Source organism: Planotetraspora mira, from assembly GCF_016863275.1.
In the GTDB taxonomy this organism is placed as follows: Bacteria; Actinomycetota; Actinomycetes; order Streptosporangiales; family Streptosporangiaceae; genus Planotetraspora; species Planotetraspora mira.
The window spans coordinates 272226-289578 of the sequence record NZ_BOOO01000019.1; the positions used below are offsets into that span (position 1 = coordinate 272226).

16 protein-coding genes are annotated in these 17353 nt (G+C 69.6%); 8 read left to right on the forward strand and 8 right to left on the reverse strand.

All coding sequences use genetic code 11. The features are described from left to right. Positions 1-18: 18 nt before the first annotated feature. The gene (locus Pmi06nite_RS19280) at positions 19-1446 is read right to left on the reverse strand and encodes an MFS transporter (protein ID WP_203954431.1); all 1428 of its coding nucleotides are present in this window, start codon (positions 1444-1446) and stop codon (positions 19-21) included. A gap of 98 nt (positions 1447-1544) precedes the next feature. On the opposite strand from Pmi06nite_RS19280, the gene Pmi06nite_RS19285 reads away from it, so the two are divergent. After that, the gene (locus Pmi06nite_RS19285) at positions 1545-2423 is read left to right on the forward strand and encodes a LysR family transcriptional regulator (RefSeq protein ID WP_203954432.1); all 879 of its coding nucleotides are present in this window, start codon (positions 1545-1547) and stop codon (positions 2421-2423) included. 38 nt (positions 2424-2461) lie between these two features. On the opposite strand, the gene Pmi06nite_RS19290 is transcribed toward Pmi06nite_RS19285, so the two are convergent. Together Pmi06nite_RS19290 and Pmi06nite_RS19295 are read right to left on the reverse strand one after the other, a co-directional pair. Next, on the reverse strand, positions 2462-3331 hold the full coding sequence (locus tag Pmi06nite_RS19290) for a class I SAM-dependent methyltransferase (RefSeq protein ID WP_203954433.1): 870 nt from the start codon (positions 3329-3331) through the stop codon (positions 2462-2464). Continuing rightward, the gene (locus Pmi06nite_RS19295; RefSeq protein WP_203954434.1) at positions 3328-3570 is read right to left on the reverse strand and encodes a hypothetical protein; all 243 of its coding nucleotides are present in this window, start codon (positions 3568-3570) and stop codon (positions 3328-3330) included. The genes Pmi06nite_RS19290 and Pmi06nite_RS19295 overlap by 4 nt, the downstream gene beginning before the upstream one ends. A gap of 296 nt (positions 3571-3866) precedes the next feature. Here Pmi06nite_RS19295 and Pmi06nite_RS19300 point away from each other — a divergent pair, with 296 nt between their 5' ends. Further along, positions 3867-4616 carry a haloacid dehalogenase type II gene (locus tag Pmi06nite_RS19300; protein ID WP_203954435.1) on the forward strand — a complete coding sequence of 250 codons (750 nt, stop codon included), beginning with the start codon at positions 3867-3869 and terminating at the stop codon, positions 4614-4616. Between the two features lie 118 nt (positions 4617-4734). Here Pmi06nite_RS19300 and Pmi06nite_RS19305 read toward each other — a convergent pair whose 3' ends face one another. Next, positions 4735-5769, reverse strand: coding sequence for a substrate-binding domain-containing protein (locus Pmi06nite_RS19305; RefSeq protein ID WP_203954436.1), 1035 nt, complete (start codon positions 5767-5769; stop codon positions 4735-4737). Further along, positions 5753-8233 (reverse strand): glycoside hydrolase family 3 N-terminal domain-containing protein, encoded by a 2481-nt coding sequence (locus Pmi06nite_RS19310; RefSeq protein WP_203954437.1) that lies wholly within the window; start codon positions 8231-8233, stop codon positions 5753-5755. Before Pmi06nite_RS19310 ends, Pmi06nite_RS19305 begins: the two co-directional genes overlap by 17 nt. Positions 8234-8590: 357 nt before the next feature. Here Pmi06nite_RS19310 and Pmi06nite_RS19315 point away from each other — a divergent pair, with 357 nt between their 5' ends. The 3 genes from Pmi06nite_RS19315 to Pmi06nite_RS19325 are packed head-to-tail and all read left to right on the forward strand — an operon-like array spanning position 8591 to position 11750. Then, on the forward strand, positions 8591-9928 hold the full coding sequence (locus tag Pmi06nite_RS19315) for an extracellular solute-binding protein (RefSeq protein WP_239114019.1): 1338 nt from the start codon (positions 8591-8593) through the stop codon (positions 9926-9928). Then, positions 9925-10851: a carbohydrate ABC transporter permease gene (locus Pmi06nite_RS19320; protein ID WP_239114020.1), complete on the forward strand. Its 927-nt coding sequence runs from the start codon at positions 9925-9927 to the stop codon at positions 10849-10851. The genes Pmi06nite_RS19315 and Pmi06nite_RS19320 overlap by 4 nt, the downstream gene beginning before the upstream one ends. Before the next feature lie 2 nt (positions 10852-10853). Then, positions 10854-11750, forward strand: a complete 897-nt coding sequence (locus tag Pmi06nite_RS19325) for a carbohydrate ABC transporter permease (RefSeq protein ID WP_203954438.1) — start codon at positions 10854-10856, stop codon at positions 11748-11750. A gap of 222 nt (positions 11751-11972) precedes the next feature. Here the strand turns inward: Pmi06nite_RS19325 and Pmi06nite_RS19330 are convergent, their stop codons facing one another. The 3 genes from Pmi06nite_RS19330 to Pmi06nite_RS19340 form a co-directional block, all read right to left on the reverse strand. After that, positions 11973-12596 carry an HAD-IA family hydrolase gene (locus Pmi06nite_RS19330; RefSeq protein ID WP_239114021.1) on the reverse strand — a complete coding sequence of 208 codons (624 nt, stop codon included), beginning with the start codon at positions 12594-12596 and terminating at the stop codon, positions 11973-11975. Positions 12597-12695: 99 nt separating this feature from the next. Continuing rightward, the gene (locus Pmi06nite_RS19335) at positions 12696-13349 is read right to left on the reverse strand and encodes a response regulator (RefSeq protein WP_203954439.1); all 654 of its coding nucleotides are present in this window, start codon (positions 13347-13349) and stop codon (positions 12696-12698) included. A 4-nt stretch (positions 13350-13353) separates the two neighbouring features. Then, positions 13354-14430, reverse strand: coding sequence for a HAMP domain-containing sensor histidine kinase (locus Pmi06nite_RS19340; RefSeq protein ID WP_308442509.1), 1077 nt, complete (start codon positions 14428-14430; stop codon positions 13354-13356). Between the two features lie 120 nt (positions 14431-14550). On the opposite strand from Pmi06nite_RS19340, the gene Pmi06nite_RS19345 reads away from it, so the two are divergent. The 3 genes from Pmi06nite_RS19345 (at position 14551) to Pmi06nite_RS19355 (ending at position 17340) form a co-directional block, all read left to right on the forward strand. Continuing rightward, positions 14551-15159 carry an SPFH domain-containing protein gene (locus tag Pmi06nite_RS19345; protein ID WP_203954440.1) on the forward strand — a complete coding sequence of 203 codons (609 nt, stop codon included), beginning with the start codon at positions 14551-14553 and terminating at the stop codon, positions 15157-15159. Positions 15160-15334: 175 nt separating this feature from the next. Next, positions 15335-15793: a CBS domain-containing protein gene (locus Pmi06nite_RS19350; RefSeq protein ID WP_203954441.1), complete on the forward strand. Its 459-nt coding sequence runs from the start codon at positions 15335-15337 to the stop codon at positions 15791-15793. 260 nt (positions 15794-16053) lie between these two features. Further along, positions 16054-17340 (forward strand): ArsB/NhaD family transporter, encoded by a 1287-nt coding sequence (locus Pmi06nite_RS19355; protein ID WP_203954442.1) that lies wholly within the window; start codon positions 16054-16056, stop codon positions 17338-17340. Positions 17341-17353 lie beyond the last annotated feature (13 nt).

Here is a 17353-nt window from a genome sequence, read left to right on the forward strand (position 1 = left end):
ATTAAAAGACCGTTCATTTCATTCGTCAAGGGAGCCGGTGGGAGTCTCCGGCGAGGAATTTCCGGGGCGACGCGCCGTCCCGCGGGCGAACCAGGCTGCTGAGGCCGCGCATACCAAGGCCGCGAGCAGGAACGCATACGCCGATCCGGCCCCGGCGCCAAGGCTGACGCTCGCGCCCATCGCGGCGACGCCGAGAGTGGCCCCCGTCTGCCGGGTGGCGTTGAGAAGACCGCTGACGGCTCCGGCTGTGCCTTCCGGGGCGACGCCCATGACCGCCGTGACCAGCGCGGGCAAGGCGAACGACACACCGAGTCCGGTGAGCAGCAGGCCGAGTGCCAGCCAGCCGTATCCGGCACCGAACCGGACGGCGCAGCAGAGCACCGCGCCTCCCCCGGTCATCAGGGTCATCCCCGCCAGGATGGGCGGGCGCGCGCCGAGCCGTACCACGATTCTGCCGGTGATCGGCGGGTTGAGCGCGAACGGCAGCGTGAGCGGGAGGAACGCCAGACCGGTGGCGATCGGGCCGAGCCGGCGCTCCTGCTGGAGCAGCAGTGGCAGAACGAAGAGTCCCCCGGAGAGCGTGAAGTTCACCGCTGCGCCGACGGAGAGGCCTGCCCCCACTCCTTTGGCCCTCAGCAGTGCCCGGTTGAGGACCGGAGCGGGGCTGCGCCGCTCCACCAGCACGAACACGGCCCCCGCGAGCACCGCCGCCGCCCCGGATGCGGCGGCATGCGGCCACGAGCGCGAACCCGCGGCGATGAGCGCGTCGGTCGACAAGGCCAGGACGATGCAGGCCGTCACCTGTGCGGCCCAGTCGATCCGCCGATCACCGCGCGGGCGGTGGACCGCCCGCCCGGCGGTGAGCACCAGCACCAGGATCGCGATCGGGACGTTGACGAGGAAGATCGCCCGCCAGCCCGCCAGCCCGACCAGGGCTCCGCCGACGATCGGGCCCGCGGCCATCGCGGCTCCACTCGTGGCCGCCCACGTCGCCACGGCGCGGGTCCGTTCCGCCGCGTCCGGATAGAGTCGCGTGATCATCGCCATCGAGGCGGGTACGCAGGCCGCCGCCGCCATACCGAGCACCACTCGCAACGCGACCAGGATCCCCAGTGTCGGCGCGAGGGCACACAGCAGCGAGCCGGCCCCGAACACGGCGACTCCGGAGCGGAAGACCCGGTCCGCGCCGTAGCGGTCGGCGACCGCCCCGGAGGACAGCAGCAGCGCGGCGAACACCACCGTGTAGCCGGTGGTGGCCCACTGCAGACCGGCGATCGAGGTGTGCAGTGAGGCGGCCAGATCCGGCTCGGCGACCGAGAGCACGGTCATGTCCAGCAACACCATGAAATATCCCAGCGAGATGCCGAGCAGCGTGGCCGCCCGACGACGTGGCCGCAGAGCGGCCCGCGCATGCTCGCCGGGGAGAGCGGATTCGAGGGTGGTCATGCAGCCCACTGTCCGGCCCCGGCGCCGGGGGCTCCACCGGAGCGCCCGTACACTCCGTTCGGAAATCCCGAATCCTGCTCGCGGGGCTGGAGAGTGGCATGGAACTGCGTCAGTTGCGGACCTTTGAGGCGGTGGTCCGGCACGGTACGGTGACCGACGCCGCCAACGTCCTCGACCAGGCGCCCTCCACCGTGTCCGAGCAGATTCGCCACCTGGAACGATCGCTGGGCGTGGCGTTGTTCGAGCGGACGGCCAGAGGGATGCGGCCGACCGAACAGGGAGAGGTGCTGCTGCGCTGGTCCCGCAGCATCCTGGACCAGGCCGAACAGGCGCGCCGCGAGGTGACCGGCCGAGGCCGGGCGGTACGGCTCGGCGCACTGGAGACCATCGTCGCCACCTACGTGCCGCGGGTGCTGGCCAGAGTCGCCGGACGCCGGCCGGACATCACCGTCGACGTCCGTTCGGCAACGAGCCGGGACACGCTGCTCGCCGAAGTGACCGCCGGGCAGTTGGAGGCGGCGCTTCTCCTGGACACCGGGGACGCGCTCGGCGATCTCGGCTTCCCTCTCCCTGCCGCGCCGCTGACCTTTCTCGACCTCGATCCGGTGCCGCTCGTCCTGGTCGCCGCACCCGATCACCGGCTCCGTGACCGTCACCACCTGGGGCCTCAGGATCTGACCGGCGAAAAACTACTGGTCAATGTGCCGAACTGCTCCTTCCGGATGGCCGCCGACAAACTCCTCGGCCCCGGCCCGCAGCGCATCCAAGCAGGCGGGGTCGCGGTGATGCGCGCCTGGGTGGAGCAGGGCCTGGGCATATCGCTCCTCCCCCGATTCGCCGTGTCGGCCGCCTTGGAGTCCGGCACACTCTCCGGCCTCGACTTCGCCGCCCCGGACCTCAGCCTCCGGTTGATCTGGCGCTCCGACAGGGAGGACCTCCCCGGATTGCGTGACGTCCTCTACGCCGCCGGCGCCTGACGACTGGTCGGGATCGGAGACTCAGCACAACGGCGTGATCAGCCTCCATGGGTCGCGGTGACCAGCCAGTGACTGCCGTCCAGTCGGACGCCGCCGGGTCCCTCATGGGACACGAGGCCGGCCGTGACCTCCTCGCGCGCCTGGGCGACCGCCCGGGGATCGGCATCGCGGAGGTTGAACCGCATCGGTCCCATGTCGAAGATGAACCGGGCCGCGTCGGCGGCGTCCCTGCCGAAGATCATGGGTGCCGTGACGTCGTCGTGGGTCACGCCGGTGAAGCCGGCGTTCGTCAGGACATGGCGGATCCGGTCCGGGTCGGCCAGCGAGGCCGGCCCCTGCTGGGGGTCGCCGGAACCGCCCGCGGGTGCCCGCTCGGCCAGCAGCGCGTACAGGGGACGAAGCGCGCGGGCGAAGTCCTCGCCGGCATCCGCGCTCCGCATGCAGATGAAGGCCAGGCGCCCCTCTGGCCGCAACGCACGCCCGATGTTGGTGAACGCGGCGACCGAATCGGTGAAGAACATGATCCCGAACCGGCTGACCGCGACGTCGAAGGCGCTGTGCGCAAAGGGGTGAACCTGGGCGTCGCCCTGCTCGAAGGTGACATTGGTGATCGCCTCCTCGGCCGCGGTCGCACGCGCCCGCTCCAGCATGGGAGCGGACAGGTCGACGCCGAGGGCTCGTCCCTGTGGTGCCCGGCGAGCCGCCAGCCGGGTGATCTGCCCGTTGCCGCATCCGATGTCGAGCACGTGGTCGCGTTCGCCGATCGACGCCGCGGCGAGAAGCGGTTCGTTGAAGCCGCTGTTCATGGCGTCGTAACGGTCCTGGTGCTGAGCCCAGTGAACCCCTTCGTAGCCGTTCCACGCCTCGGCCTGGTGGGTGTTGACGACGACTGCGTCCTGGGCGCTCATCGGGCCATCTCCCTCTGTGACTCCTCGGCGAAGACGTGACGGCACCCGGTGCCGCAGAACGCGTAAAGGGTGCCGTCACGCTCCAGGGTCATGGCGATGGTGGCCACGGAGTGATTCGCGAGCAGCGGCGTGCGCCGGCGTGCGGACAGGTCCATGACAACGATGCTGACGTCCCGGCCGGTCGCCGTCATCGCACGTGGGGAGGCGGTCGCGGCTACTTCGAGGGGTCGCGGTTCCACGGGGGTGCTACTTCACCGGTAGTAGCGCCGGGCTCGTCCCATCGCGCGGGTGGCCCCTCCGATACGGGAGTCACTCACCGGCGGAGCGGGCCGGCTCCATTCGACCGCCGTCGGGCGGTCGGCGTCAGCCGAGTCTCCGGTCACGTCGACGAACTCGTCAGTTTTACCTGATCAGAGGCGTGGCAGCGGGTAGCGCGGCGCGGCGGTGGCGTGATCCTCCGAGATGTGATCGCTTTCCGGCCGCCGTCTCTCAGCGCCGCCGAGAGACGGACATCCCATGCGAAGGAGGCAGGACGATGAACCAGAACAAGGACGTCACACCGCGAGCACCCGGTGCCCGTCACGGCGAGTGGATCGGCGGAGAGCCTTCCGTCCTCGTGTTCGACGTCAACGAAACACTGATCGACTTCGAGTCGATGAACCCTCTTTTCGAGAGGATCTTCGGCGACAGGCGTGTGATGCGCGAGTGGCTCGGCCACCTGATCACGTACTCCATGACGATCACCCTGTCCGGCCTGTACGAGGAGTTCTTCACTCTCGGCCAGGGACTGCTAAGGATGGTCGGCGACATCCACGGCGTCGAGGTCACCGACGCCGACATCGAGGAGATCAGGAAGGCGATGCTGACGATGCCGGCGCACCCCGACGTCGAGGCGGGCCTGAATCAGCTGAAGGACGCCGGATTCCGCATGGTGACGCTGACGAACTCCCCGCCGAACCCGAAGGGCCGGAGCCCACTCGAGCACGCCGGCCTCGCCCACTTCTTCGAGCGGCAGTTCACCATCGAGACCACCCGCGCCTACAAGCCCGCCCCGCAGACGTATCACCTGGTGGCACAGAGCCTGGACGTTCCGCCGTCCACGTGCTTCATGGTCGCGGCGCATGTCTGGGACACGGTGGGAGCACAGAGCGCCGGATATACCGCGGGTCTTGTCACCCGGCCGGGCAACGCTCCCCTGCCTGTCCGCTCGCTGCCGCAACCCAATCTCGTCGCGCCGGATCTCCCCGCCCTGGCGACCCGGCTCATCGAACGATGGCGTTCCTGAGCGCATGCCGCCGGGATGGTGCTCTGGGGGATCGGAGGCCGGCTCGTGCTCGGGCGGCCGTCGCGGGACTGCCCGTCGCGTACAGCGGCTGGCCTGCCTGTGGCGTCGGCAACCGGGCTCAGCCTGGCACCCCCGCGGACGACGCGGGCGCGGTCGACCCCCGCACGACCAGTTCGGTGGCCAACTCGACGTGGTGAGAGTCGATCTTCTCCCCTGCCGCCAGGCGCAGCGCCGTACGCAGAGCGACGCGGCCCATCTCCCGCAGGGGCTGCCGAACGGTGGTCAGCGGCGGCGAGCCCATCCGGGCGACCTGGGTGTCGTCGAACCCCACGATGCTGAGATCTTCGGGGATGCGCAGGCCCCGCGCCCGGGCGGCCTCGATGATTCCGAGGGCGGTCTCGTCACTGCCCGCGAAGATCGCCGTCGGGGCCTCCGGCAGGTCGAGCAGCTCCGCGCCCAACTCCACGCCGTCGTTGTAGAGGAAGTGCCCCTCCCGCACGTAACCGGGGGCCACGGGCGCCCCCGCCCCCTCCATGGCGGCCCGGTAGCCGTGCATGCGCGCCTGGTTGCACGCCGCGGTCGCCGGGCCGCCCAGGTAGGCGATGCGGCGGTGACCGAACGAGAGCAGGTGCTGGGTCGCCGCGAGGCCGCCGGCGAAGTTGGTCGAGCCGACACTGGTCACGTCGGTGCGCGGCAGGTTGAGCGGGTCGATCACCACCAGCGGCAGGTTGGCCCGCGACAGCGCGGCCAGCTGCCTGGCGGTCATCTCGGCGGTGACGGCGATCACCGCCCTCCGTCCGGCGGACACCAGGTCGCGGGCCCATCCGGTGGTCCGCTCCGCGCCCCTGCGGATGCTCACGACGACCCCGACGCCGACCTCGGCCCCGGCGTCGACGGCGCCCTGGATGATCTCGGTGGAGTACGCGTTGATGTCCGTGTCGAACTCGACCTCGATCGTGCCGGCCGCGGCCGCGTCACCCCGCCGCGGCGACGGGGCGACGTAGTCGTGCTGCAGCAGCAGCGATTGCACCAGGGACCGCGTCGTCGGCGCGACGTCGCTGCGGCCGTTGAGCACCTTGGAGACCGTCGCGACCGACACCCCGGCCGAGGCCGCGACGGTGGCCAGTGTGGCGCGCCTAGGAGTGACCGGCATCTCTTCCCTCCTGCTGCCCGGCGGCTGCGTCAGACGCCGGAACCACGTCCACCGGTGTGACGAGCCGCCTGTCGTGGCCGACGACCCGCAGCGGCCCGGTCAGCCGAACGGCCCCGCGGCACGGGAGGTCGCCCGCCGAGGTGCCGACGAGCACCTCGACGTCTCCAGGCTCGACGATCCGCCGCAGGTCACGGCCCGTGAACGCGGTCCGGTCCGCGTGCACGTGGAACCGCACGTCCGCGCTCGCGCCAGGCTCGAGATGAACTCGCTTGAACCCGGTCAGCTGCTTCACCGGCCGGGTGACCTGGGCGACGACGTCGCGCAGGTACAGCTGGACGACCTCGTCACCCGCCCTGGCGCCCGTGTTGCGGACGCGGACCGACACGATGAACTCGCCGTCGGTGGGGACCTCCGTGCCGTCGACGCGCAGGCCGTCGACCTCGAAGGTGGTGTACGAGGTGCCGTACCCGAACGGGAACAGCGGGGTCGGGTCGACGTTGCTGATGCCGTGGCTGTCGTCCCCCAACGGCGGCTGCAGATAGGTGCCCGGCTGCCCGCCGGGCCTGCGGGGGATCCGCACCGGCAGTTTGCCTCCCGGCTGGACACGTCCGGAAAGGACGCCGGCGATCGCCGCCGCACCCTCCTCACCGGGCATGAACGCCTGAACCAGCGCGGCGGCCCCGGCGTGCACGTCGCCCAGGGCGTACGGGCGGCCGGAGACGACGACCACGACGACCGGGGTCCCCGTCGCGGCGAGATCGGCCAGCAGGTCCGCCTGCACGCCGGGCAGCCGGAGGTCCTCGGCGTCGCAGCCCTCGCCCGAGGTGCCGTGCCCGAACAGGCCCGCGAGGTCGCCCACGACGGCGACGCACAGGTCCGCGTCGCGGGCGGCGGCCGTCGCCGCGCCGAAGCCCGAACGGTCGGCGTTCTGTACGTCACAGCCACGTTCATGGACGATCTCGGCGTCCGGCAGTTCCGCCCGGAGTGCGTCGAGCACGGTGGGCGCCGCGATGCCCAGCCCGAGGCCGGGGTGGCGGGGCAGGACGTGGTTGGGGAAGGCGTAGCACCCCATGAACGTGCGCGGGTCGGCCGCGGCCGGTCCGACCACGGCCACGCGGCGAAGCTCCGGACGTCCCTGTCCGAGCAGGGGCAGCGCGGTTCCGGCGTCGAGCAGGACGATGGAGCGTTCGGCCATCTCGAGGGCCAGGGCGCGGTTGGACGGCGAGTCCAGATCCGTCGCGTCGGCCGCGGCCACCGACCCCTCAGGCGTCCAGTCCTCGTCGAGCAGCCCGAGTTGCACCTTCTGGGTGAGCAGGCGGCGCGCCGCGCGGTCCACCAGGGACTCCGGCACCTCTCCCCGGCGCACCCGCTCGACCAGGTGCTGGCCGAAGCCGAGGGTGTCGGGGAGCTCGACGTCGACGCCCGCGGTGAGCGCCTGGACGCCGGCGTCGTCGGTGTCGGCTGCGATCCCGTGCATCGACGCGAGGAACGGTACGGCCCAGTAGTCCGACACGACGGTCCCGGTGAATCCCCACTCGTCGCGCAGCACCTCGGTGAGCAGCCACGGGTCGGCCCCGGCCGGGACACCGTCCACGTCGGAGTAGGAGCACATCACCGAGCGGGCGCCGCCGAGGGCGACGGCGGCCTCGAACGGGGGCAGGATCATGTCCATGAGCTCGCGGCGTCCCATCGGGACGGGACCGTGGTTGCGGGCCGCCCGCGACGCGGAGTATCCGGCGAAGTGCTTGAGGGTGGCGATGATCCCCGTGCTCTCCAGGCCGCGGACGTATGCGGCGCCGAGCATCGCGACGAGATGGGGGTCCTCGCCGATCGTCTCCTCGACCCTCCCCCAGCGGTAGTCGCGGACGACGTCGAGCAGCGGCGACAGCCCCTGGTGCACTCCCACGGCCCGCATGTCCCGCCCGATCGCGGCGGCCATCCGCTCCACCAGGTCGGGATCGAACGTCGCACCCCAGGCGATGGCCGCCGGGTAGACGGTCGCACCGTAGGTGGTGAATCCGGTGAGGCATTCCTCGTGGACGAGGGCCGGGATGCCCAGCCGGGACCGCTCTATGACCGCGCGCTGCAGCCGGACGACCTCCGCGCCACCCTCCGCGGCGGTCACCGGCCCGCTGCCGAACACCCGTGTCAGGTGACCGAGCCCGAAGCGGGCTGCCTCCTCGATGGGGATGGTCCCCGAGGCCGCGAACACGTCCTGCATCGGTGCGACGTTCAACGCTCCGGCGGCATCGGCGGCCTCCGTCTCCGGACCGGCGTCGGCACCCGGCTCGGGCTCGCCGGCCTGCATGTCGTTGCCGACCCACCGGCTGCCGAGCTGGGCGACCTTCTCCTCCAGGGTCATCTCCGCAAGGAGGGCGTCGACCCGGGCGGCCACGGGAAGCGTCGGGTCCTGCCACGAGCGGAGGACCTGGTCCGACGTCGGGGTCCGGTCTAGAGCCGTCATGTGCCGCTCTCTTTCAAAGGGGGGTTTCTGTCGCAAATTCTCGCAACATTTCGGCGCCGTGAAGCGATCCCGCGCGCGAGACCTCCTTGACCAAGTCGACCAGTTTGACGCCCGTGCGAGCGTACCCCACAGGCCTCACCGAACCCAGTCCAATCCTGTGAGTCAGAGGTATTGACACACCATCAGCCGAAATCTAAATTGACGACCCGCGCGGTCATGTCGCAAATGTTTCGAGAAGCTTGCTCAAGGAGGAATTGAAGAGCGGCATCGGGGGGTGCTGATCCATGACCGCCGGCCGACGCATCCGATGGTCAACGAGCCGCGGCCAGCCCCCGGCATTCAAGTACGGAGATCAGCGTGGATTCCAATACAACCTCTCGCCGTAAATTCCTCCTCCTCTCCATGGGCGTCCCCCTGGGTGCCGCGCTCGCCGCCTGCGGCGGCACCGCCGGCCCCGGCAGCACCAGTGGCAGTGGTGGGGGCGCCAAGGCCACCTACTGGTACCTGTCGGTGCAGCCGCAGGAAGGCGTGCGCACCAGGGCCGTGGAGCGGTTCAACAAGGCCAACCCCGGCGGCACGATCACGGGGACGCCCTTCCAGAACGACGCTTACAAGACGAAGATCAAGACGGCGATCGGCGCGGGTCAGGCGCCCACCATCATCTGGGGCTGGGGCGGCGGAACCCTGCGCACGTACGTGCAGGCCGGACAGGTCGAGGACCTCACCTCCTGGTTCGACCAGAACGCGGCGGTGAAGGACCGGCTGTTCCCCTCGTCCTTCGGCGCGGCGACGATCGACGGCAAGATCTACGCGATGCCGTGCGAGACGGTGCAGCCCATCGTTCTGTTCTACAACAAGACGGCGTTCGAGAAGATCGGTGCCCAGCCGCCCACGTCGTGGGGCGACATCATGGACCTGGTCCCCAAGTTCAACAAGGCCGGCATCGCCCCGTTCTCCCTCGGCGGCCAGTCCCGCTGGACGAACATGATGTGGCTGGAGTTCCTCCTCGACCGCATCGGCGGCACCGAGGTGTTCCAGGCGGTGTTCGACGGCAAGAAGGACGCCTGGTCGCACCCCGCGGTCCTCGACATGCTGACCAAGGTGCAGGACCTCGTCAAGGCGGGCGGGTTCATCAAGGGCTTCTCCTCGATCACCGCCGACTCCAACGCCGACCAGGCCCTGCTGTACACCGGCAAGGCGGCGATGATGCTGCACGGCACCTGGACGTACGGCGGCATGTCCCAGGACGGCGGCGACTTCGTCCCCGGCGGCCACCTCGGCTACATGAACTTCCCGCCGGTCGAGGGCGGCAAGGGCGACCCCAGCAACACCGTCGGCAACCCCGGCCAGTACCTGTCGATCTCCTCCAAGGCGACCCCGGAGCAGAAGGAGATCGCCAAGAAGTTCTTCGCCACCGGGGTGCTCACCGACCAGGAAGGGAAGGAGTGGGTGGAAACGGGCGGCGTGCCCATCGTCAAGGGCTCTGACGCGGCGTGGGCCGGCTCCAAGGACGCCGACTTCCTGAACTTCGTCTACGGCATCGCGAGCAACGCCAAGGTGTTCGCCCAGTCCTGGGACCAGGCGCTCAGCCCGACCGCCGCCGAGGTGCTGCTGGACAACATCGCCAAGCTGTTCCAGCTGTCGATCACACCGCAGCAGTGGGTGGACAACATGAACGCGGTCATCGGCCAGTGACAGCGTTCGCACCCCCCGCCCGACCAGGGCCGCCGCCCGCCGCCACGCGTGAGGCGCGTGGCGGCGTCCTGCCGTGGCTGGCCGTGCCGGCCCTGGTGATCTTCGTGGGCTTCGGAGTGATCCCGCTCCTCGGGGTCCTGTTCCTGAGCTTCACGTCCTGGGACGGGCTCGGTGAAATTCACCTGTCCGGGCTGACGAGCTGGCGGGCCGTGCTCGCCGACCCCGGGCTGCCGCACGCGCTGTGGGTGACGTTCCTGGTGATGGCCGCCTCCTGGGCGTTCCAGACGCCGGCCAGCATCCTGATCGGCGTGTTCCTGGCAGGGCGCCAGCGCTACCGTGCGGTGCTCGCGGTGCTGTTCTTCATCCCCCTGCTGCTCAGCCAGGCGGCCATCGCCATCGCCTACAAGGCGCTGCTCGATCCGAACTTCGGGCTCGGCGCGGGGCTGCACATCGATCTGCTCTCACAGGACTGGCTCGGCAGGCCCGTCCTCGCCTTCAGCACTGTGATCTTCGTGGTGTCGTGGCAGTTCATCCCGTTCCACTCGCTGATCTATCAGGGCGGCGTGCGGCAGATTCCGCGCTCCATGTACGAGGCCGCCGAAATCGACGGCGCGGGCAGGGTGCGCAAGTTCTTCAGCATCACGCTGCCGCAGCTCAAGTACACGATCATCACGTCATCCACGCTCATGGTCGTCGGCTCGCTGACCTTCTTCGACCTGATCTTCGTGCTGACCGCCGGCGGTCCCGGAGACGCCACCCGGGTGCTCGCGCTCGACATGTACAAACGCGGATTCCAGGCCAACCTCATGGGACCGGCGAGCGCGATCGCCGTCATCCTCGTCCTCGTGGGCCTCGCACTGGCGTTGCTGCTGCGCCGGCTCGGCGGCCGCAACCCCGGCGCCAGCCAGCTGGAAGGGGCCTGAGCATGAGCGTGACCCAGACGACGACTAGGCGGGAGCCCACGGCCGAGCCCGGAACGCACCGGCGCCCGCAGGGCGCGGGTGGCGAGCGGCCGAACTGGCTGGGCGGGGCCGTGAGCTGGCTGTGGCTGGCCGTGGTGATCGTCCCGATCTACTGGATCGTCATCACCAGCTTCAAGGCGCAGAGCACCTACTACGCGTCGAACCCGCTGGCACCACCCGGTGAGCCGACCCTGGCCAACTACAAGATGGTCATCGAGTCCGACTTCCCGCTGTACTTCCTCAACAGCCTCATCGTCACCATCGGCGCGGTCGTCCCGGCGGTCGCGGTCGCGTTCATGGCGGCGTACGCGATCGTCCGGGGCGGCGCCGGCCGCTTCCTGCGTGGGGTCAACTCGCTGTTCCTCATGGGGCTGGCCATTCCGCTGCAGGCGACCATCATCCCGGTCTACCTGATCATCATCAGGCTGCACCTGTACGACTCACTGATGGGGCTGATCCTGCCGTCGATCGCGTTCGCGATCCCGCTGTCCGTGCTGGTCCTGTCCAACTTCATCCGCGACGTCCCCAAGGAGCTGTTCGAGTCGATGCGGCTGGACGGCGCAGGCGAGGTGAAGACGCTCTGGCGCCTGGCGTTCCCGCTGACCCGGCCGGCCGTGGTGACGGTGACGATCTACAACGCACTCACGATCTGGAACGGATTCCTGCTGCCGCTGATCCTCACCCAGAGCCCCGACAAGCGCACGCTGCCGTTGGCCCTGTGGACCTTCCAGGGGCAGTTCAGCGTGAACGTGCCGGCGGTGCTCGCATCCGTCGTGCTGACCTCGCTGCCCATCCTGATCCTCTACGTGGTGGGCCGGCGCCAGCTCCTCAGCGGCCTGACCGCGGGGTTCAGCAAGTGACGTCTCGTCGGCCGCCTGCCGGCGAGACGACACTCTCGGCCGAGAGAACAGCGGTGGGAAGGCGACGCCGCCCGGCCATCACGTGACGTCCTCCAGGGGCTGGGCCGAAAGCCCGGTCCAGCCCTGGTCGGCTCCGGTTGAGCATGTGGCGAACTTCCGGCAGTGTGCCGCCTTCCCGGCAGTGTGCCGCGGCCGCCGGCGGCGTCTGATCCTCGCGGCCGGTCAGGACGCCGTCCCACCGTTCAGCAGTGGGGCGAGGGCCTCCCGGAGATCTCGCGGACCCCGGTAGAGGACACCGGTCATGCCGAGTTCCTCCGAGACCCGCACGTTGTCGGCATGGTCGTCGATGAACAGGCAACGGCCCGTTGAGGCCCCGGCCCGCGCCGCGGCGATCTCGTAGATCCGCCGGTCGGGCTTCGCCACGCCGACGGCGGAGCTGTTGACGATCGCATCGACGGCGTCGAGCAGCCCCACTCGGGCGAGGTCGCGTTCCAGACGGGTCGTGGCGTTGGTGACCAACACCACGGGCACCCGCTCACGCACGCGTGTCAGCAGATCCAGCACCGGCGCGTCGACCCGGTGCGGCGCTTCGACGAAGGCCCGCACGAGTCGCGCGGCACCCTCCGCGGACCCGCACAAGGCAGTGAGCCTGTCCCTGATGGCCGCCTGCCACTCCTCATCGGTGATGTGACCGGTCAGGGCTCGATTCACCAGATCGGGAGCGAACGCCACGGAGGTGACGGTGCCCGCCTCCAGTCCGAAGTCGCGTTCCAGCGCCAGCCCGTCCGGATCGTAAATCCTCAGCACACCGTCGAGATCGCACAACACCGCGTCGAAATGCCTCACCAGGACTCCCTCGTGCCGCCTCGCGTTCCGCTCTACTGTCACCCGGCTCTACTGTCACCCGGCGCGAGCCTCCCGGCCAGAGCCGACCGTGCTCAGGTCTCAGGGTTCGATGAGGCCCGCTCGGATGGCGTAGCGGGTCAGTTCGAGCCGGTCGCGCATGCCGAGTTTCTGCAAGATGTTCGCGCGGTGCCGGTCGACCGTCTTCACGCTGATGAACAACATCTCGGCGATCCGTTTCGCGGAGTTCCCCTCGGCGATGAGCTTGACGATCTCTTCCTCGCGTGGGGTGAGGATGGTGTCGGGTAGGCGCTCTCCCTGCCGGTCGCGGGCCAGGTAGTCGCGGATGAGGGCGGTGATCGCGCCCGGATAGAGGAACGGTTCGCCGCGCATCGCGGCGCGGCAGGCCTCCAGGAGGTCCCGGTCGGCGACCGACTTGAGCACGTAGCCCGAAGCTCCCGCCTTGAGAGATTCGAAGAAGTACTGCTCGTTGTCGTACATCGACAGGATCAGGATGCGGATGCCGGGCGCCCGTCTGGTGATCTCGCGGGCGGCCTGAATCCCGGTCATCCGCGGCATCGCGACGTCCAGAATCGCCAGATCGACCTGATCGGGAGAAGCGGCCTCCACAGCCTCGGCGCCGTCGGCCGCCTCCGCGACGACCGTGAGGTCGGGTTCCGCCTCGAGGATCAGCCGCAGCCCACGCCGGACCAGTGCGTGATCATCTGCCAGCAGGATCCGTGTTATCGACGACACCCGTTCACCTCCCGCTCGTCGTGCCGGGGACGACCAGGCACACCTGGGTGCCGCCCCCGGGTGGGGAGGTGATGGTCAGGCGGGCGCCGATGAGCAGGGCCCGTTCGCGCATGCCGCGGATCCCCGCTCCTTCGCGGACCACGCCGCCCTTCCCGTTGTCCGTGATCCGCAGTCTCAGCGCGTCGCGCCCGGCCACGAGCGACAGTTCCACCCGCGTGGCGCCGGCGTGCCTGGCGATGTTGGTGAGGCTCTCCTGGGTGATCCGATAGAGGACCAGTTCGGTGTCACTGCTCAAGCCTGGCAGGTCCGGATCGACCTCTCGGATGACCGGAATCGCGCTGACCTGAGAGAAGTCGTGACACAGGGCGCTGAGGGCGCTGTGCAGCCCGAGGTCCTCCAAAACGCCCGGGCGCAGCCTGCGCCCGACCTGCCGCACCTCGTCGAGGCTGTCGCGGACCGTCTCCTGGACCGAGTGGAGCTCGTCACGTAGATCGGCGGGCGCCCGGTCGATCACCCGCTTGAGGCCCAGGAGCACCACGGTGAGGCCCTGGCCGACCTCGTCGTGCAGTTCTTGCGCGATGCGCCGGCGTTCTCCCTCCTGGGCGGCCAGCGCGTGGGCGCTGCTCTCACTGCGCTCGGCCTCGAGCCGGTCGAGCATCGCGTTGAACGTGTCGATCAAGTGATCGAGATCGCCGTTGCCGCTTTCGGTGAGCCGGTCGCCGGCCCGCAGCAGATCGACCCGCTGCATCAGCGAGGCGAGCGCGTCGAGCGGCGCGAGACTGGTGCGCACCAGCATCGCGTTGGCGGCCAGGATCAGCACCAGCCCGATCAGCAGGACCGACACCTCGGTCAGCAGGACCGGTGAGGACACGGTGGCGGGAGACAGCGCCAGCACGAGCGTCCCGATCGCGAACACCAACCCGTTGATCACGAACAGCCGCCGGAACAGCGGTCCCGCCGGGGTGCGCGCGGGCGGCCCGGCTCGCTGCCCGATGCTCCGCTGATCGGTGCCGTCGCTCATCTTCTCAGCCTCATCGTCGCCGAAATGTCTGTCCATGGGAGTCATCACCCATATCCGCATGCCGTCCCTCCATGTATGCCCCGGCCGAGATGGGTGCAGGACCCGATAGGAAAACGGCTTTGACCTGCGGAGACTTGAAGCAGGCAAGCGCCGGTCCGTGACAGGAGGAGGGAGGAGAGCGTGATCGTCACCAGTACGCACGGGCTTGTGGGCGCTCCCATGACCGCCGGAGTGCCACAGGTGGGGGCCATCGCGATCAGCCTGATCCTGGCCGCCGTCGCGGCTCACGCCTTCAGGTTCGTCCGAAGCGGCCATCGGCTGGTGGTGTTCCGGCCCGGTCGCCCCGCGATCGTCAAAGGCCCGGGTCTCGTCCTCGTACTGCCCGGCCTCGATCGTGCGGTCCGGGTCCCGTTGGGACCGGACCTTGTCGACCTGCCGTGGATCGAGGCCGTCACCCGGGACGGCGCGATGGTGACCGTCAACGGCGCCGTGCTGACATCGGTGCGGGATCCGGTCTCCTATGCCCGGAGCATGCCGCCGCCGCGGAGCCGGACGGCCGCGGAGGCGGAGACCGTGATCCGCGGGTACGTCGCGAAACGCGATCTGGCGGACCTGTCACACCTGTCGAGGGTCGACCTGCTCGTCTTGGCGGCCGAGATCGGTCACCACACCCGCGACTGGGGTGTCGAGGCGACGCGTATCGAGATCTCCCGTGTGGAGGTTCAGCTCACGCAGGGTCCCGCCGACGAGGTGCCGGCCCGGTCCGCGACGGCACGGCTCACGCCGTGATCAGCGGTTTCCACCCGCACCCGGAATCCAGGAATGGAGGCGTCATCCACATGGACATGATCCGCGGCACCGTCCCCCGCGCCGGGACGGTGCGACACCGCTTCGCCGACCACACCGTGCGGGCGCCGTGACCGCGCCCTGGACGGCCCGTCGCTCCGGACAACGGGATGGTGCAATGCAAGCTCGCGATATCGCCGTGAATCTGCCGACGGTGACCGTCCGCGACCCAGTGATCAAAGCGGTGCGGGTGATGGTGGTGGGCCGCCTGCCGGGACTGATCGTCGTGGACGGCCGGGGGCGACCCCGGATGGTCCTCCCCGGCACTCAGGTGCTGCGTCTCGCCCTGCCCGGTTCCTACCAGGAGGATCCGGCGCTGGCCCGGACGGTCGACGAAGCGCATGCCGACCTGTTCTGGCAGGAACTGGGCGGCCTCACCGTGGCGGACTGCCTGCCGCATCAGCCGGCCCGGCCGGTGACGGTGCCGGTCGACGCGACCCTTCTCGAGGTGGCCGCACTCATGGCGCGTCTGCGCAGCCCGATCGTCGCGGTCGTCGACGACGACGGTGCGCTGTTCGGCACGATCACCCTGGAACGGCTTCTCACCAGCCTGGCGGTCGAAGGCCCCGGCGGCTGAGAGCCCGCCGGGCGGGAGATCCGGCGCGGCCGGATCCGCCGCGTCACCGCCGCGGACGCCCGTGATCGTCCTCGCTCCGCCCGGCCGCTTCACCATGTCCGCTGTCTGGAGGTCATTCACATGTACCGCTCGTACGCTTCGCTCGCCGGCCGCGCACGGCGACCACGGCCCGGCATGACGCCGTCGACCGCCGCCCGTCCACGCCCGAACGCGGGACGTCTCCCGGCCCGTACTCCCGGCACGTCACCGGGACCCGGCCCATGACCGGCGTCGGCGCTCTCGCGATCTTCCTGACCGCGTTCTACTTCATCGCGACCGAGAAGGCGAACAAGGTCAAGGTGGTGCTCATCGCCGCCGGAGCGATGGCGGTCCTCGGGCTGATCCCCGGTGCCGACGTGTTCTTCTCCGAGCACGACGGCATCGACTGGAACGTCGTCTTCCTGCTGCTCGGCATGATGATCATCGTCGGCGTCATCAAGCAGACCGGCATCTTCGACTACCTGGCGATCTGGGCCGCGAAGAAGTCCAAGGGCGACCCCTACCGGCTCATGCTCATGCTCATGGGCATCACCGCGATCGCCTCACCCTTCCTCGACAACGTCACCACGATCATGCTGGTCGCCCCCGTCACCGTGATGGTGTGCGACCGGCTGCGCATCGCGGCCCAGCCGTACCTCATCGCCGAGATCCTCGCCTCCAACATCGGTGGAGCCGCGACACTCATCGGCGACCCGCCCAACATCATCATCGGCAGCCGCGCCGGGCTCACGTTCAACGACTTCCTCGTCCACATGGCGCCGATCGTCGTGATCGTCTTCGTGGCCTTCGCGCTGTTCACCCGCGTCCTGTTCCGCCGCTCCTTCCGGCACAGGCCCGACGACATCGACGCGGTCCTGGCCCTGCAGGAACGGCGGGCCATCACCGATCCCCGGCTCCTCACCCGATGCCTGATCGTGCTCGGCCTCGTCATCATCGCCTTCGGCCTGCACGCCGTGGTCCATGTGGAGCCGTCGATCATCGCCCTGGTGGGCGCGGGGACGATGTTGCTCGTGTCCCGCGTCGAGGTCTCCGACATCCTCCGGGAGGTCGAGTGGCCCACGATCATCTTCTTCATGGGCCTGTTCGTGATGGTCGGAGGGCTGTCGCACACCGGTGTCATCGCCGCGATCGGCGGCTGGATCGTCGGTGTGCTCGGCGACGACTACTTCATGGCCGCGACCAGCCTGCTGTTCGGCTCCACCGTGCTCGGCGCCTTCTTCGACAACATCCCCTACGTCACCACCATGGCCCCGATCGTGGAAGAACTGGCCGCCACCGCGCCGGACGCGCGGACCCGGCAGGCACTGTGGTGGTCCTTCGCCCTGGGCGCCGACTTCGGAGGCAACGGAACCGCCGTGGCGGCCAGCGCCAACGTCGTCGCCATCGGCATCGCCGCCCGAACCGGCCACCACATCACCTTCTGGCAGTTCACCAAGTACGGCATCATCGTCACCCTGCTGAGCAGCCTCATGGCATGGGTCTATGTGTGGATGCGGTACTTCCCGTAGCCGGCGCCGTCCT

Bases quoted from the DNA above. Each gene is read 5' to 3' on its own strand.
- Pmi06nite_RS19280 (WP_203954431.1), bottom strand. From the start codon at position 1,446: ATGACCACCCTCGAATCCGCTCTCCCCGGCGAGCATGCGCGGGCCGCT.
- Pmi06nite_RS19285 (WP_203954432.1), top strand. From the start codon at position 1,545: ATGGAACTGCGTCAGTTGCGGACCTTTGAGGCGGTGGTCCGGCACGGT.
- Pmi06nite_RS19290 (WP_203954433.1), bottom strand. From the start codon at position 3,331: ATGAGCGCCCAGGACGCAGTCGTCGTCAACACCCACCAGGCCGAGGCG.
- Pmi06nite_RS19300 (WP_203954435.1), top strand. From the start codon at position 3,867: ATGAACCAGAACAAGGACGTCACACCGCGAGCACCCGGTGCCCGTCAC.
- Pmi06nite_RS19305 (WP_203954436.1), bottom strand. From the start codon at position 5,769: ATGCCGGTCACTCCTAGGCGCGCCACACTGGCCACCGTCGCGGCCTCG.
- Pmi06nite_RS19310 (WP_203954437.1), bottom strand. From the start codon at position 8,233: ATGACGGCTCTAGACCGGACCCCGACGTCGGACCAGGTCCTCCGCTCG.
- Pmi06nite_RS19325 (WP_203954438.1), top strand. From the start codon at position 10,854: ATGAGCGTGACCCAGACGACGACTAGGCGGGAGCCCACGGCCGAGCCC.
- Pmi06nite_RS19340 (WP_308442509.1), bottom strand. From the start codon at position 14,430: ATGCGGATATGGGTGATGACTCCCATGGACAGACATTTCGGCGACGAT.
- Pmi06nite_RS19350 (WP_203954441.1), top strand. From the start codon at position 15,335: ATGCAAGCTCGCGATATCGCCGTGAATCTGCCGACGGTGACCGTCCGC.
- Pmi06nite_RS19355 (WP_203954442.1), top strand. From the start codon at position 16,054: ATGACCGGCGTCGGCGCTCTCGCGATCTTCCTGACCGCGTTCTACTTC.